The organism is Mesorhizobium sp. M1078 (assembly GCF_040318615.1).
GTDB lineage: Bacteria > Pseudomonadota > Alphaproteobacteria > Rhizobiales > Rhizobiaceae > Mesorhizobium.
Genome location: NZ_JAMYMP010000010.1, coordinates 112227 through 127948, shown reverse-complemented (window position 1 = coordinate 127948; position 15722 = coordinate 112227). Strand labels below are relative to the sequence as shown.

General features: G+C 60.7%; 12 protein-coding genes and 2 pseudogenes. 13 read left to right on the top strand and 1 reads right to left on the bottom strand.

What is annotated here, in order from left to right:
* Positions 1–65 precede the first annotated feature (65 nt).
* Together fni and NKH38_RS15885 are read left to right on the top strand one after the other, a co-directional pair.
* A complete protein-coding gene (gene fni / locus NKH38_RS15890) occupies positions 66–1112 on the top strand; it encodes a type 2 isopentenyl-diphosphate Delta-isomerase (RefSeq protein WP_352762905.1) in 1047 nt (348 codons plus the stop codon).
* 477 nt (positions 1113–1589) lie between these two features.
* Positions 1590–1713: pseudogene (locus NKH38_RS15885) on the top strand (IS256 family transposase); the annotation flags it as partial.
* 346 nt (positions 1714–2059) lie between these two features.
* On the opposite strand, the gene NKH38_RS15880 reads toward NKH38_RS15885, so the two are convergent.
* Positions 2060–2770 carry a toll/interleukin-1 receptor domain-containing protein gene (locus NKH38_RS15880; protein WP_023727169.1) on the bottom strand — a complete coding sequence of 237 codons (711 nt, stop codon included), beginning with the start codon at positions 2768–2770 and terminating at the stop codon, positions 2060–2062.
* 866 nt (positions 2771–3636) lie between these two features.
* On the opposite strand from NKH38_RS15880, the pseudogene NKH38_RS15875 reads away from it, so the two are divergent.
* From NKH38_RS15875 to NKH38_RS15825, 11 genes and pseudogenes are all read left to right on the top strand, one after another.
* Positions 3637–4507 (top strand): annotated as a pseudogene (locus NKH38_RS15875) (IS3 family transposase); the annotation flags it as partial.
* Between the two features lie 214 nt (positions 4508–4721).
* On the top strand, positions 4722–5048 hold the full coding sequence (locus NKH38_RS15870; protein WP_023690557.1) for a helix-turn-helix domain-containing protein: 327 nt from the start codon (positions 4722–4724) through the stop codon (positions 5046–5048).
* Positions 5023–6279: a type II toxin-antitoxin system HipA family toxin gene (locus NKH38_RS15865; protein ID WP_352498736.1), complete on the top strand. Its 1257-nt coding sequence runs from the start codon at positions 5023–5025 to the stop codon at positions 6277–6279. The genes NKH38_RS15870 and NKH38_RS15865 overlap by 26 nt, the downstream gene beginning before the upstream one ends.
* A gap of 477 nt (positions 6280–6756) precedes the next feature.
* Positions 6757–7650 carry a nitrogenase iron protein gene (gene nifH / locus NKH38_RS15860; protein WP_352762799.1) on the top strand — a complete coding sequence of 298 codons (894 nt, stop codon included), beginning with the start codon at positions 6757–6759 and terminating at the stop codon, positions 7648–7650.
* A gap of 98 nt (positions 7651–7748) precedes the next feature.
* Complete coding sequence (nifD, locus tag NKH38_RS15855) at positions 7749–9251, top strand: nitrogenase molybdenum-iron protein alpha chain (protein WP_352762800.1); 1503 nt, start codon at positions 7749–7751, stop codon at positions 9249–9251.
* Between the two features lie 121 nt (positions 9252–9372).
* Positions 9373–10914 carry a nitrogenase molybdenum-iron protein subunit beta gene (nifK, locus tag NKH38_RS15850; RefSeq protein ID WP_352762802.1) on the top strand — a complete coding sequence of 514 codons (1542 nt, stop codon included), beginning with the start codon at positions 9373–9375 and terminating at the stop codon, positions 10912–10914.
* 56 nt (positions 10915–10970) lie between these two features.
* On the top strand, positions 10971–12461 hold the full coding sequence (gene nifE / locus NKH38_RS15845) for a nitrogenase iron-molybdenum cofactor biosynthesis protein NifE (protein WP_352762804.1): 1491 nt from the start codon (positions 10971–10973) through the stop codon (positions 12459–12461).
* Positions 12462–12470: 9 nt separating this feature from the next.
* Positions 12471–13853, top strand: a complete 1383-nt coding sequence (nifN, locus tag NKH38_RS15840) for a nitrogenase iron-molybdenum cofactor biosynthesis protein NifN (RefSeq protein ID WP_352762806.1) — start codon at positions 12471–12473, stop codon at positions 13851–13853.
* Complete coding sequence (gene nifX / locus NKH38_RS15835) at positions 13819–14316, top strand: nitrogen fixation protein NifX (RefSeq protein ID WP_352762809.1); 498 nt, start codon at positions 13819–13821, stop codon at positions 14314–14316. The genes nifN and nifX overlap by 35 nt, the downstream gene beginning before the upstream one ends.
* A 17-nt stretch (positions 14317–14333) precedes the next feature.
* Positions 14334–14813, top strand: coding sequence for a NifX-associated nitrogen fixation protein (locus tag NKH38_RS15830; RefSeq protein ID WP_031241596.1), 480 nt, complete (start codon positions 14334–14336; stop codon positions 14811–14813).
* A gap of 27 nt (positions 14814–14840) precedes the next feature.
* Positions 14841–15626, top strand: coding sequence for a response regulator transcription factor (locus tag NKH38_RS15825; RefSeq protein WP_352762811.1), 786 nt, complete (start codon positions 14841–14843; stop codon positions 15624–15626).
* The last annotated feature ends 96 nt before the right edge of the window (positions 15627–15722 follow it).

The following is a 15722-nucleotide window of genomic DNA, read 5'->3' as shown; positions in this document are numbered from 1 at the left end:
TGCGCGCGCTCCCGTCGGTCCGATCCGACGCAACGCCGTCGCCCGATGCGGCGGATAGAGCGAGCATCGGCGACACCAACCTGAGCCGGCGCAAGGACGACCACCTGGACATCGTGCTGGATAGTCGAACGGCACGGGCCAAGGCCGCCGGCTGGGAGTACATTCGCTTCGAACACTGCGCATTGCCCGAGTTGGATCTGACGCAGATCAACCTCAGCGCCTCGCTGCTGGGCAAGACCATGCGCGCGCCTCTGCTGATCAGCTCCATGACCGGCGGCATGCCACGCGCCGAGGCCATTAACCGGCATCTGAGCGAGGCAGCGCAAGCCTTGGGGATCGCCATGTGCGTCGGTTCGCAGCGCGTGAGCCTGCAATCCCGCAACTCCCAGGGGCTGACGCGCGCGCTGCGCCGCCTCGCCCCAGACGTTCCCTTGCTGGCCAATATCGGCGCCGCGCAACTGCGCCAGCCCGACGGCCTGGACCTTGCCCGCCGGGCGGTGGATGCACTGGAGGCCGATGGACTCATCGTCCATCTCAATCCGCTGCAGGAAGCGGTACAGCCGGAGGGCGACCGCGACTGGCGCGGCGTCCTGGCCCAGATCGCTCGCGCCGCACGTAGCGTCGGCGTGCCGATCGTGGCCAAGGAAGTGGGGTCGGGCCTCTCTCCCTCGGTGGCTTGTGCGCTCGTTCAGGCGGGCGTGGCGGTGATCGATGTCGCCGGCGCCGGCGGCACCAGTTGGGCCGCGGTGGAGGGCGAGCGCGCCCGCGATGCCGCCGACCGCGCAGTGGCGATGGCGTTCGCCGATTGGGGGATTGCGACCCCGGCCAGCGTGCAGGCGGTACGTCGGGCGCTGCCAGCGGTGAAGCTGATCGCGTCGGGCGGGATCAGCGACGGCGTCGACGTGGCCAAGGCTATCCGCCTCGGCGCGGACATCGCCGGGCAGGCAGCCGGCGTGCTGCGCGCGGCTACGGTATCCACCGAGGCAGTTGTCGCGCATTTCGAGATCGTCATCCGCCAGTTGGCCGTCGCCTGCTTCTGCACCGGCTCGGCTGATCTGGGGGCGTTGCGCCAGGCCCGCTTATTGCCCTCGGCCCATCTGCCCGCCGGTTGATGCCGGCGTAGCCCGCAGGTGGCGGCGGGCGCATAGCCTTACTGAGTGAGAAAGTCTCGGAAGCGGGGACGCGCTGGTCACGGGCTTGTTCGGGTGCTGCTTCGTGATCAGGGAAGCGCCCCGCCACGCCCGACTGGACAGCCGAGAGTAAAGCGGTATTCGACGGCTATGTCGATGCTTGATCAGGGTGGTCACGCCGATCGAGCCGAGCCCCTGAAAGGGCCGGAACACCAGGTGCAGCGGGAGACCGGCAGGAGCAGATGGCGCAAATCCATTGCAATGAAGGAGTATTCCTGCAAGCAACGGAGAAGGTAAGCCAGCCTCAATCCCTTGTGTTTACTTGGCGTTATGCAAATTTGGCACCGATCCACATTGCCCCGGCAGTGTGCTGAGAGTTCTGCAAATTCGCTGAGAGGGGGCGGTCGTGGCAGGCTGGTGATTGTTCACGTCACCTGATTCCCGCGAAGGAACGCCACCATGACCAAGACTGAAGTTAAGACCGCCAGCGCTTGCCGTCAAAGACATTTTGCTTTCGAACCCGGATGGATTGCACGAAGTGCTCCGTGCGGTGATGCAGGAGGTGCTCGAGGCCGAGATGGAATGCCGGGTGTTGGGCTGGGCTCCGAGAAACTCGTCACAGGCACCACACAGCGATGCTCAACCCCAACGGTACTGCTGCCAATGGCCGTATTGTGGGTTGCGGATATTGGTCGTGCCGTAGTCGGCCTTGCCCTTGACCCGTTCGAGCGGTGTCGGCATTCCCCAAATCAGGTTGGCGACTTCACGTTGCCCGTCTGCCGCATTGCGGACCACCGGACCGGGCTGGTTGGGGGCTGGTTGGGGTAGATGTCGATGGACGGTTCAGGTTGCCTGAGATGGTCGCGCAGAGCCCTGGTGCACTGGCGTATGGCTTCTTGCGACGTGGTGATGTTGTGCAGATTGCACATCTAGGAAGGAGCAACCCCGTTCTTTTTGGCAAGCATGGAAAGGGCTTTTTCCTTGATATCTGCCGCGACCAAAGTCAGAGCTTCGTCGCGGTCCTTGAAACTTGCGATCGATGTACCCTTGAGGGTCGCCTGAAAAGACCCGAAGAGCTCTTCCTGCCACAGGCAATTTCTCGCGATCACTGGAATAACAACCGTCGTGTTGTTGGCCTCTCTCTCCATCGCGTGAGTTAGCTCAATCTGGTTGCAATAACGCGAGTTGATAAAGTCAACGCTTATCAGGAGGATGATAATGTCGGCGCTCTCTAGATTGCCCTTGATGGCGTCCGCCCATTTGTCGCCAGTCTCGATTTCGCCATCGTGCCAAGCCTCGACAAGACCAAGTCGGCTCAGCGGCGTAAGGTGCTTTAGAAGGTCAACCTTGATAGCCGCATCTGCATGCGAGTAGGAGATAAACGCCTTGAGAGGCTTGGGACTGGGGCTAGCCGCATTTTGGGGGAGGGACATAGTCCCACCGGGACCTCCTCTTATCAGTCCATTCTTCCTCAGACGGTCCTTAGTTGTCGTGTAACGTTCTTCTATCCAACCCAGTTTGTTGAAAAGGGCTGCGTTCTTAACGCTCACTTTTCCGCCCCCCGACAATTCTCTAACGGCGTCCATAAACCGGTCTTCTAGAGTTCCAACGCGCTTCCGCGATTTTGCCTTGCTTGCCATTTTATGGAGCCCCCCGAATCTAGGTCGACACTTCCAGCGAAAGTCTTTTGCAGTCAAGTCGACGCTGGAAATTAAGCCGGGAAATCCTCTAATTGGGGAGCCGGCTTGTTGCCAGCAATAAACTCGAACGGTGCGTTGCGTCTTTGTGTTAGCTTGTCGGGTCGGAGGTCTAGCCAGCCTGAGTTAGAGCCTTCTCAAGCGCCGGTCTGGGCACCTCAAGCTGCGCCTTGTCGCCACCCCATAGTCGTCCCCGACGCTGCGAGCCGTCCAAGGGTTGTCAGCTCTGGTGATGCTGACACGGGGCCTAGCTTACGCGCTTACCGTCATCTCAGCCCCTGTCGGTTATGTCCGCGGCCGGGGCATCGATATTCCGTCGAATTGCTCTCCCAGGTCGCACCGCTCCTTGGCTCATATCGCATTCACCAAAGACTATCTCTGGAACGAGATTGAGCGACCCGGGAACGCTCCAGGCCGATCCGAGCTAACCGGTCAATCCAAACAACTTCGAATTTACCTAAGCGGGTATTATTCTAAAAATGCCCACGGTGCCCCGGTTACAGGCAGCCCGCGAACGCGGGCGAAAGGGTGGACGCCGTCCGAAACAAACCCAATCAGCGCTCCGAAATCACTCGACTCTGCTAAATGAAGGCTGTGCGGCATCTGAAGCAGCCCGTCTCTTTCATAGGACCACCGTCGAGTGCATCGGCGCCGAGGTCAAATAGCCGTTGGCTGAATGTTCTTTCAGTTGGCCGTCTGCAGCGACGCATGCACTAGGCCTATTACGAAGAAAAGCCGGTGGACGGTGGCCACAGCAGCTGTATGAACCGTGCTCGCCGGCGTGCCTTCGGACGTGGCAACCGCATCGGGTCGAGCCGATCTGGAAGGTGCTGCCGATCGCCCCGTCGAGCTACCACGACCATGTCGCCAACCGCATCGATCCTTCCCGGCTGTCGGCTCGGGCGAAGCGGGATGAGGCCATGGCCTTGAAGGATGAGGTCCGACGCGTGTTCGAGGCCAACTTCCGCGTCTACGGCGTTCGCAAGGTCTGGCGGGAGTTACAGCGTGAGGGCTCGACGTCGCCCGCTGCACGTTGCCCCACTGATGAGGGCCATGGGTCTTGAGGGCATCATCCGCGGCAAGCCGATCCGCACCACGGTGAGCGACAAGGCCGCACCTTGCCCTCTCGATCACGTTAATCGCCAGTTCCATGCCCCGGCGCCGAACATGCTGTGGGTCTCCGACTTCACCTACGTCGCGACCTGGACGGGCTCCGTCTATGTCGCCTTTGTCATCGACACCTATGCGCGAAGGATCGTCGGCTGGCGGGTGAGCCGGACGGCGCATGCCAGCTTCGTTCTGGACGCTCTGGAACAGGCTCTCCATGATCGGCGGCCCGTGCAGGGGGGCAGGCTGATCCATCACAGCGATAGAGGCCGCCCAATACGACTCTATCAGATACACCGAGCGCCTGGCGGAGGCCGGCGTTGAGCCTTCGGTAGGCAGCGTCGGAGACAGCTACGACAATGCTCTCGCCGAAACGATCAACGGCCTTTACAAGGCCGAGGTGATCCATCGACGCGGACCATGGCGCAACTTCGAGGCCGTCGAGTTCGGTAGCTCGATTGGGTCGATTGGTTCAACAATCGCCGGCTGCTGGAGGCCATCGGCAACATTCCGCCGGCCGAAGCCGAGGAACGCTACTACGCCATTCTGTATGACCCAGCCATGGCCGCGTGACTCAACGAAACGGCCTCCGGAAAACCCGGTGCGGTTCAGTTCTCGGAGGAACGACGTTGCCGCGCGGCGCTAAAGAGAGAGGAAGATTGATCTTTTTCCATATCATTTTCTTCACATATGATACCTAAACAGATCATTAAGCATTGAAAGTACTCGCTGGATGAGATACCTTTGCGTACCATCGCGCATTGGAATAGATCGTATAGGTTGCGTTATGGACTCTCAATCGGAAATTCTACGGGAAATCGGTGGGTTTTTCAGGCAGGCGAGGTTGGCCGCTGCGATGACGCAGGAGCAGGTCGCCGATTTGGCGGGTATATCCCGTCCCCGATATCGCGACATCGAAAAGGGAGCCGCAGCCGCGCGTGCGACGACGCTCATGAATATCGCTCGCGCGCTCGGTCTGGAAATGATGCTGGTTCCGCAAGCCATGGTGCCGGCTGTCCAGGCTCTATTGCGCCCGCATGATGATGACGATCGACCCGCCTTTGTTTCTCAACCTGACGATGACGATCATGGCTCCAGTCTTTCGCGCACCTAAGACGATCCCGTCACTGGACGTGCTCTTGAATGCAGTGAAGATCGGCACAATCGTCAGGACGCCGGGCGATTTCAATGCGTTCAACTTCGATGATGCCTACCGCGCGACGGGCGGCTTTCCGGTTCTCAGCCTGTCGTTCCGGGCAGCGACGGGAGGATTGCGGAAAGATCCAAAGCCTCTGGCAAGCGCCTTGCCCGCTTTCTTCGCGAACCTCCTGCCGGAGGAGAAATTGCGGGAGGCGATGGAAAGGCATCACGAAGGCAATGTGCGGCCAGGCAATGATTTCGATCTTTTAGCGGCACTGGGCGCCGATCTGCCGGGAGCCGTACGGGCGTTGCCCAGTGACGGCGCGATAACGGTTTCGAAGGATGGCTCAAAGGATCACCCCAAGGCACGGTTCTCGCTTGCCGGCGTGCAGATGAAGCTGTCGGTCATGAAGAACATTGGAAAAGGCGGCGGCCTTACCTTGCCGATGGACGACGAGCAGGGCCGGTACATTGCCAAGTTCCCTTCGACGGCGTTTCCGGGCGTTTCCGAGAACGAATTCGCCAACCTGGCGCTGGCAGCAGCAATCGGCATGGAGGTTCCTGAATGCGAACTGGTCGAGAAGTCCGATTTTGAGGGCGTTCCCGAAGAATTCAATACGCTGTCGGAGGGCAAGGTCCTTCTCGTCAAACGCTTCGATCGCGGCGCCGGTGGCGAGAGGATACACATCGAGGATTTCGCTCAGGTCTTCGGTGTCTACCCCTCGCGCAAATATGAGGGGGCCGCTTATCACGACATAGCCTTGGCTCTTGGCGTGGCCGTCTCGCCTACGGCGGCTCTCGATTTCGTCCGCCGCCTGGCACTGAGCGTCATCACCGGCAATGGCGACATGCACCTGAAGAATTGGTCTTTGATGTATCCCGGAAACGGCGACAAGCCGGCGCTTGCACCAATCTACGACGTCCTGTCCACTGTGCCATATATTCCCGCCGACGCCATGGCGCTGTCGCTTGGAGGAGAGCGCTCGTTCAAGGCGCTAGCAGCACCGCGATGGAAAGCATTTGCGAACCGCGCAAGGCTTCCGGAGCCGGCAGTCCTAAAGGCAGTGGTCGAGACGGTCAAACTCGTCAACGAGTACTGGTGGCATCTGCCTGAGCGCGACGTTGTCGCAGCGAAAGTGCTCAAGCGGATGGACGAACATGTGAAGGCGATGACGCCGATACTGAACTCCTGCGCCGATAAGTGAGCCGAGTCCCCTCGGGTTGCTGATATAGCGGAACTATTCGCCCGTGCCCCGGATTAGTGGCCGTGGATCGGTGGTATGCTAGGATCGCGCGCAAAGTCGGCGGAGTGTCCACTTGGACACGCGTTGAGCAAGCACGTCAGCTCGCGGGCACAGAAGAGTTCGCAGCATCCCGCAGAGGGTCGAGATGCTGTTCGTCCACCTCAATACAACGATGCTGTTCAACCGAATGCGGTGACTGAGGATCGCGATCCGACGCTTTGTGTCGCCAATGTCGCGTCCGCTACACGGGCTGTTCCGACGATCCTTTCTTGGAACTCAAGCTAAACCCCTGAAAAGTAACCGTGAAATTATTCTTCGGTTCGATCAGCCAAATTGGCACGAGTCTTGAGAACCTTAGGTGCGAGGCGGCTACAGCTGCCCGACCGGCATTCATGTCGCGGCAGCCGCGATGAATGGGAACGAAGGAAGGAAAGCTACATGTCAGGTTTGCGTCAGATCGCCTTTTACGGCAAGGGCGGCATCGGCAAGTCCACCACCTCCCAAAATACGCTCGCCGCCCTGGTCGACCTCGGGCAGAGAATCCTCATCGTCGGCTGCGACCCCAAAGCCGACTCCACCCGCCTGATCCTGAACGCGAAGGCGCAGGATACCGTCCTGCATCTCGCGGCAGAGGAAGGTTCGGTGGAAGACCTGGAACTCGCGGACGTACTCAAGGTCGGCTACAAAGGCATCAAATGCGTGGAGTCGGGCGGCCCTGAGCCAGGTGTCGGCTGCGCTGGCCGCGGCGTGATCACCTCGATCAACTTCCTCGAGGAGAACGGCGCCTACGACGACGTCGACTATGTCTCCTACGACGTGCTCGGGGATGTGGTGTGTGGCGGTTTCGCGATGCCGATCCGCGAGAACAAGGCCCAGGAAATCTATATCGTCATGTCCGGCGAGATGATGGCGCTCTATGCCGCCAATAACATCGCCAAGGGCATCCTGAAATACGCCCATTCGGGCGGCGTGCGGCTCGGTGGCCTGATCTGCAACGAGCGCCAAACCGACCGCGAGCTCGACCTCGCCGAAGCGCTGGCTTCCAGGCTCAATTCCAAGCTTATCCACTTCGTGCCGCGCGACAACATCGTCCAGCACGCCGAGCTCAGGAAGATGTCTGTGATCCAGTATGCGCCGGACTCCAAGCAGGCCGGGGAATACAGGGCGCTGGCCAAGAAGATCCATGGGAATTCGGGCCAGGGCACCATCCCGACCCCGATCACCATGGAGGAGCTCGAGGACATGCTGCTCGACTTCGGCATCATGAAGACGGACGAGCAGATGCTTGCCGAGCTTCAGGTCAAGGAAGCGGCTAAGGCGGCCGCACAGTAGCGACCGCTGCCGACATGAGGCGCCGCCTGACCTGGTGCGTCTTTCAAAGAACGGCGCCTCGTCGGTGAGGCGTCACCCTGAACCTTGAAAGGGGTCCCATGAGCCTGGAATACGAGAATGACGGTGGCCTCCATGCGAGGCTTATCGAGGAAGTGCTGTCGCAATATCCTGACAAGTCGGCGAAGCGCCGCAAAAAGCACCTCAGCGTCGCAAAAAGCGGCGACGAGGCTGGCGAGGAAAGCGAGGTCCTTTCCGAATGCGAGGTCAAATCGAACATCAAGTCCATCCCCGGCGTGATGACAATTCGCGGCTGCGCCTATGCCGGCTCGAAAGGCGTGGTGTGGGGTCCAGTCAAGGATATGGTCCATATCTCGCACGGCCCGGTCGGCTGCGGGCAATATTCCTGGTCTCAGCGCCGCAACTACTACGTCGGCACGACCGGCATCGACACGTTCGTCACGATGCAGTTCACCTCCGATTTCCAGGAGAAGGACATTGTTTTCGGCGGCGACAAGAAGCTGGAACGGATCATCGACGAGATCGAGGAACTGTTTCCGCTGAACAAGGGCATGACTGTGCAATCCGAATGCCCGATCGGGCTGATTGGCGACGACACCGAAGCTGTGTCCCGCAACAAGGCCAAGGAGCACGAAAAGACAATCGTTCCGGTGCGCTGCGAGGGCTTCCGCGGCGTCTCGCAATCCCTCGGCCACCACATCGCCAACGACGCGATCCGCGACTGGGTGTTCGAGAAGAAGGACCTCGAGTTCGAGGCCGGCCCGTACGATGTCAATGTGGTCGGCGACTATAATATCGGCGGCGACGCCTGGGCTTCGCGCATCCTGCTCGAGGAGATGGGTCTGCGCGTGGTCGGCAACTGGTCGGGCGACGCTACGCTGGCCGAAATAGAGCGAGCGCCAAAGGCGAAACTCAATCTCATCCATTGCTACAGGTCGATGAACTACATCTGCCGGCACATGGAGGAAAAGTATGGCATCGCCTGGATGGAGTACAATTTCTTCGGCCCCTCCCAGACCGAAGCCTCTCTGCGCAAGATAGCCAAGCATTTCGGGCCGGAAATCGAGGCCAAGGCCGAGGCAGTCATCGCCAAATACCGGCCGCTGGTCGATGCGGTCATCGCCAAGTACCGGCCGCGCCTCGAAGGCAGGACGGTGATGCTCTATGTCGGCGGGCTGCGCCCCCGTCACGTCGTCACGGCATATGAGGACCTGGGCATGGTGATCGTCGGCACTGGCTACGAATTTGGCCATAACGACGACTATCAGCGCACCGGCCACTACGTGAAGAAGGGCACACTAATCTATGACGACGTGACTGGTTACGAGCTGGAGAAGTTCATCGAGGGGATCCGTCCTGACCTCGTGGGCTCCGGCATCAAAGAAAAGTACCCGGTCCAGAAGATGGGCATACCGTTCCGTCAAATGCATTCCTGGGATTATTCCGGCCCGTATCATGGCTACGACGGCTTCGCCATCTTCGCGCGCGATATGGATCTGGCCATCAACAACCCGGTCTGGAACCTCTACGACGCCCCCTGGAAGAAAAAAGCCGAGCCGTCGGCGGCGATCGCAGCCGAATGAAACCCTGGCCTCCCGGAAGCCGGGAGGCCGTGAACGCCTGCGGCCGCTTGTCCGCGGGATCTGAAGTTTCGACGTCCCTGTGCCGCCGTATGGCGGGCCAGCTGGAAAGAGGTAACCACCCATGCCGCAGTCGGCTGAAAAAGTTCTCGACCACGCGCCCCTGTTCCGCGAGCCGGAATACAGGCAGATGCTCGCCGAGAAGAGGCTGAATTTCGAATGTCCTCACCCGGACCAGATCGTTGCCGACCAAGGCGAATTCACCAAGACGTGGGAATACCGCGAAAAGAACCTTGCTCGCGAAGCGCTTGTCGTGAACCCCGCCAAAGCCTGCCAGCCGCTCGGCGCGGTGTTCGCGGCCGCAGGCTTCGAGCGAACCATGTCCTTCGTCCACGGCAGCCAAGGCTGCGTGGCCTATTACCGCTCGCACCTGTCGCGCCATTTCAAGGAGCCTGCTTCGGCGGTTTCCTCCTCGATGACGGAGGACGCGGCAGTGTTCGGCGGCCTGAAGAACCTGGTCGACGGGCTCGCCAACACGTACCAACTCTACGACCCGAAGATGATCGCCGTCTCGACCACTTGTATGGCGGAGGTCATTGGCGACGACCTGCACAGCTTCATCGAGAACGCCAAGGACGAAGGCTCGGTCCCGCGCGACTTCGACGTCCCCTTCGCCCATACGCCGGCCTTCGTCGGCAGTCATGTCGATGGCTACGACGTCACGCTCAAGGGCATTTTTGAGCATTTCTGGAAAGGCGAGGAGCGAACGGAAGCCGAGGGGACCATCAACGTCATTCCGGGCTTCGACGGGTTCTGTGTTGGCAACAACCGGGAACTCAAGCGCCTGCTCGATCTGATAGGCGTGTCCTATACTTTCATCCAAGACGCCTCTGACCAGTTCGACACGCCGTCCGACGGCGAATACCGCATGTATGACGGCGGCACGAAGATCGCAGACGTGAGGAAGGCACTCAACGCCGAGGCGACGCTGTCGCTGCAGCATTACAACACCCGAAAAACACTGGAGTATTGCGAGGGGGTAGGGCAGGCGACTGCCTCGTTCCACTACCCGCTCGGAGTTCAGGCGACCGACGACTTCCTGATGGAGGTCTCCGCGATTTCCGGCAAGCAAATCCCCGAGGCAATCCGCCTGGAGCGCGGCCGACTTGTTGACGCCATGGCGGACAGCCAATCCTGGCTGCACGGCAAGAAATACGCCATCTACGGCGATCCAGACTTTGTCTACGGCATGGCCCGCTTCATCATGGAAACGGGCGGCGAGCCGACCCATTGCCTCGCCACCAACGGCACCTCTGCGTGGCAAGCAGAGTTGAAGGAGCTGCTTGCATCATCGCCCTTCGGCAAGGGTGCTCAAGTCTGGGCGGGCAAGGACCTCTGGGCATTGCGCTCGCTGCTCTTCACCGAGCCGGTGGACCTGCTGATCGGCAACTCCTATGGCAAGTATCTGGAGCGCGACACGGGCACGCCGCTGATCCGGCTGACGTTTCCGATCTTCGATCGCCACCATCACCATCGGTTTGCGCTGATGGGCTACCAAGGCGGGCTGCGCGTACTGACGACGATCCTGGACAAGATCTTCGACAAGCTCGATCGCGAGACAAGCGAGACGGGCGTGACGGACTATTCGTATGACCTCACCCGCTAAGCTTGACGGTCGGCTTTGGCCGATCGTCTTCCCGAGGGACTTTGGAGACCGACGCAATGTCCTCGCTCAGAGCCAAAATCCAGGATGTCTTCAATGAGCCCGCCTGCGAGCAGAACCGCGACAAGGTTGCCAAGGCGCGCAAAAAGGGCTGTTCGAAGCCACTGACCCCCGGAGCGGCGGCCGGTGGCTGTGCCTTCGATGGCGCCAAGATCGTACTGCAGCCGATCACCGACGTCGCACACCTTGTCCATGGGCCGCTCGCCTGCGAGGGCAATTCCTGGGACAACCGCGGTGCGGCTTCGTCCGGGCCAACGCTGTGGCGCACAAGCTTCACGACCGACCTCACCGAACTCAATGTTGTGATGGGGCAGGGCGAGCGGAAGCTCTTCAAAGCGATCCGCGAGATCAAGGAAGCGTATGGGCCGCCGGCGATCTTCGTCTATTCGACCTGCGTGACGGCGCTGATCGGCGACGACATCGAGGCTGTCTGCAAGCGCGCGGCGGAAAAGTTCGGCTTGGCCGTTGTGCCGGTCAATGCGCCGGGCTTCGTCGGCTCCAAGAATCTTGGCAACAAGCTTGCCGGCGAGGCGTTGCTCGAGCATGTCATCGGCACGGCCGAGCCCGACGATGCCGGTCCTTACGACATCAACATCCTTGCCGAATTCAACCTCTCCGGCGAATTCTGGCTGGTGAAGCCGCTGCTGGATCGGCTCGGGATCCGGGTGCGCGCCTGCATTCCGGGTGACGCCCGTTACGTCGACATTGCCGGCGCGCACCGCGCCCAGGCGGCTATGATGGTGTGCTCGACCGCGCTCATCAATCTCGCCAGCAAGATGGAGAAGCGCTGGGGCATCCCGTTTTTCGAGGGCTCCTTCTACGGCATCACCGACACCTCGGAAGCGCTCCGACAGATCTCTCAGCTGCTGGTGAAGAAGGGTGCCGATCCGGAGATCCTCGGCCGCACCGAGGCGTTGATTGCAGAGGAGGAGGCGATCGCTTGGAAGAAGCTCGCCGCCTACCGGCCGAGGCTCGAAGGCAAGCGCGTGCTGCTCAACACCGGCGGTGTGAAGTCCTGGTCGGTCGTCCATGCGCTGATGGAGATCGGGATCGAGATCGTCGGCACCTCTGTCAAGAAGTCGACCGTCGAAGACAAGGAACGCATCAAGCAGATCCTCAAGGACGACAACCACATGTTCGAGCAGATGGCGGCGCGCGAGCTTTACGCCATGCTCTCGGAACACAAAGCCGATATCATGCTGTCGGGCGGGCGCACGCAGTTCATCGCCCTGAAGGCCAAGACACCCTGGCTCGATATCAACCAGGAGCGCCAACATCCTTACGCCGGCTATCACGGCATGGTGGAACTCGTACGCCAGATCGACCTCGCCATTCATAACCCGATCTGGCACCAGGTGCGGGAGCCGGCACCATGGGATTGCCAGCCAGCGGTGAGGGAGGAACTGCCGCGCACGAAAAGCGAGACCGCGACCTTGCATGTTGTCCAGGAATTCGCAGGCACGACGGCCGGCAATTTCGGCGAGTGTTGAGGAGAGTCGATGGTCCGCATCCTTCCCCAGACCAAAGCGGCGGCGGTCAATCCGCTGAAGTCATCGCAGCCATTGGGTGCCGCCTTGGCCTTTCTTGGCGTCGACGGCGCGATGCCGTTGTTCCACGGCAGCCAGGGGTGCACCAGCTTCGCCCTCGTGCTCTTCGTGCGACATTTCAAGGAAGCCATCCCCTTGCAGACGACGGCGATGGACGAGGTGGCGACGATCCTCGGCGGGGCGGATCATCTGGAACAGGCGATACTCAACCTCAAGGCCCGCACAAAGCCAACGCTGATCGGGGTTTGCACGACCGCGCTGGTGGAAACCCGGGGCGAAGACTGCGCAGGAATTATCGCCAATATCAGGCTGAAGCGCACCAAAGAACTCGCGGGTACGGAGGTGGTGCTAGCCAACACACCGGATTTCGACGGCGCGATCGAAGAGGGCTGGGCCAACGCTGTCACCGCTATGATCGAAAGGATTACGCGGCCCGGCGAGCAGGCGCGGCAGTCGAAGAAAATCGTGATCCTGCCTGGCTGGAACCTCACTGTGGCTGACATCGAGCATCTGCGTGAGATGGTTGAGAGCTTTGGACTGAAGCCGGTGATTTTACCGGACGTCGCCGGCTCGCTCGACGGTACGGTGCCCGACCGTTGGGTCACGACCACCTATGGCGGCACCAGCGTCGAGGATATCCGCGAGCTTGGCACGGCCGAGCGATGCATTGTCGTCGGTGAGCATATGCGCCGCCCGGCCGAGCTGCTGCAGAGGTTAACCGGCGTACCTTACGTGCTGTTTCGGTCGCTGACTGGATTGAAGGACGCAGACCGGTTCGTCTCGCACCTATCGGCGGTTTCGGGCGCGGCGGCGCCGGCTGGGGTACGCCGTCGCCGGGCGCAGTTGCAGGACGCGTTGCTCGACGGACATTTCCACTTTGGAGGTAAGAAAATTGCGATCGCTGCAGAACCAGACCAACTCTACCAACTCGCGAGCTTCTTCACCGGCATGGGCTCCGAAATCGCGGCGGCGGTCACCACGGCCGCTATGTCGAAAATTCTGGAGGAAGTACCGGCGCAGTCGGTTCAAATTGGCGATCTCGGCGATTTGGAAGCTCTCGGCGCCGACGCTGATCTTTTCGTTACTCATTCCCACGGCCGCCAGGCGGCGCAGCGCCTCGCCATTCCGCTCATGCGGGTCGGCTTCCCGATCTTCGACCGGCTCGGCAGCCAGCACAAGCTCACAATCCTCTACCAGGGGACCCGCGACCTGATCTTCGAGGTTGCCAACATTTTTGAAGCCAACCGGCACGCGCCAACGCCTGAAGCGCCTGACCCACTCCGTAAACGAGAAATCCCAGATGAGCTCCGTTCGTCGCCTCTCGCTCGTCACTGACGAGGTTCACGCACCGACGCCGGAACGCCAAGCCGGCGCATTGCGCGTGGCGATCGCCACGCAGGACATGAAGAACCTCAACGCCCATTTCGGGTCGGCCAGGCGCTTTGCTGTCTACGACGTGATGCGCGAGGAGTGGAATCTCGTGGAAGCCGTGGCCTTCGATGACGTTTCCGACGAGAGCGGGACGCACCGAACTGAGGGCGATGACCGCATCACCCCGAAGGTGGAGGCACTGAAGGGCTGTCATCTGCTGTTTTGTCTGGCGATCGGCGGACCTTCGGCAGCCAAACTTGTGTCGGCAAAAATTCATCCGATCAAAGTGCCGCAGCCCCAAACCGTCCAAGAGGTGCTGTTGCGCACGCAGATGATGCTCAGGACGTGTCCTCCCCCTTGGCTGCGCAAAGTGCTGGCGCAGGCAGGTGTCGCTGAACAGAAACCCTCCTTCGAGGACGAAAGCTGAAATGAGGAGTGGGCGAAATGTTTGAAGGCGCTGGTAGCCCTGCCGCCACCGAGGACGAGGCGGCCCTTGCCACCCCGTTCGTCAAATGCCTCGTGCGGCTGATCCGTGCCAATGATTCCCACGGGTCATGGGAAGGCAAATCGGACGCCGAGCTGCTGGGCGACTTCATCATCACCAGGGAACAGCGCCGTGCAATTCCAATCATCGGCGATCCCGATCCGGACGTGCTGTGGAGGCTCGATAAGTTCTACACCGCCGTCGGGCTTGCGATTGAGGAACGCTCCGGCCTGATGGCATCGCCGATGATTGAGATGAGCCATGAGGGCTTCGGGCGCGTGCTCTTCACGGCCGGGCGGTTGGTCGTTCTGTCAAAGACCCTGCGCGACGTCCATCGGTTCGGCTTCGAGACGTTCTGGAAACTCGCCGCCGCCGGTACCCAACTGGCCGGGGATGCCACCGCAGCCATTGAGGCTTATCCCGAATTGGCGCGGGCGTGATGGAACCGATTTTCGATCGAGGGGATCATGTCAGGCCTTGAGGACATGCCATGGCCAGCCCATTCAACCGAGGCGGTCGATGCCGATTTGGTTCTCGGGGTAGCGCTGATGAAGCCACTGGTCCTGATCTGTTCGCAAGATGCTGAGTTGTATCTGTTCCTCAGCCACATTCTGGGAGTGGACGGCTTTACGAGTGAGCCGGCAGGCGGGGTGAAGGAAGCACTTGCATTGGCCGATGAACGGGAGCTCCAGGCGGTAGTGCTGGACTGCGGGCCAGCAAGCGCGACAGGCTCTACAATCTGCGCCCGGCTCAAGGGGGAGCCCCGGACCGGCGGCCTGCCCGTTATTGCGTTGATCGCGCCCGGCGCCGAGAACCAGCACCTCGATCTCTTGAAGGCAGGTGTTGACGAGAGCTTTGTGCGGCCCTTCGCACCGGCCAAGCTGCTTGACTGTCTACGCACGAAGTTGGCGCTGCCACAGCCGGGTTCAAACGGGATAAAAAACGGCAGTTGGCTCTGCTGCGGCAGCCTTGAGATGAAGCTCGATGCTCACCGGGTTCGAGGTAATGGCCACGACATTCATCTTGGACCTCTCGAATTCAACCTGCTGCGGCAATTTCTTGAGGCTCCCGGCAAGGTCTTCAGCCGAGACGAGCTGATCGACGCGGCTTGGCCGAACAATATACATATCGGTGAACGCACTGTCGACGTCCATATTAGCCGGATCAGAAAGGCGCTGAAGGCGGCCTCGCCAGGTAGCGTCATTCGTACCGTCAGGTCTGCCGGCTACTCGCTCGAGAAGCCGGACGACTGAATACGTACGGATAGTGGTGCCACTCTCCATCTTCGTTGTGCTGAAGGCAATTCTTGCGGGTTCGAAAACGCGCTACGGCGCGACATACTCAGGGGG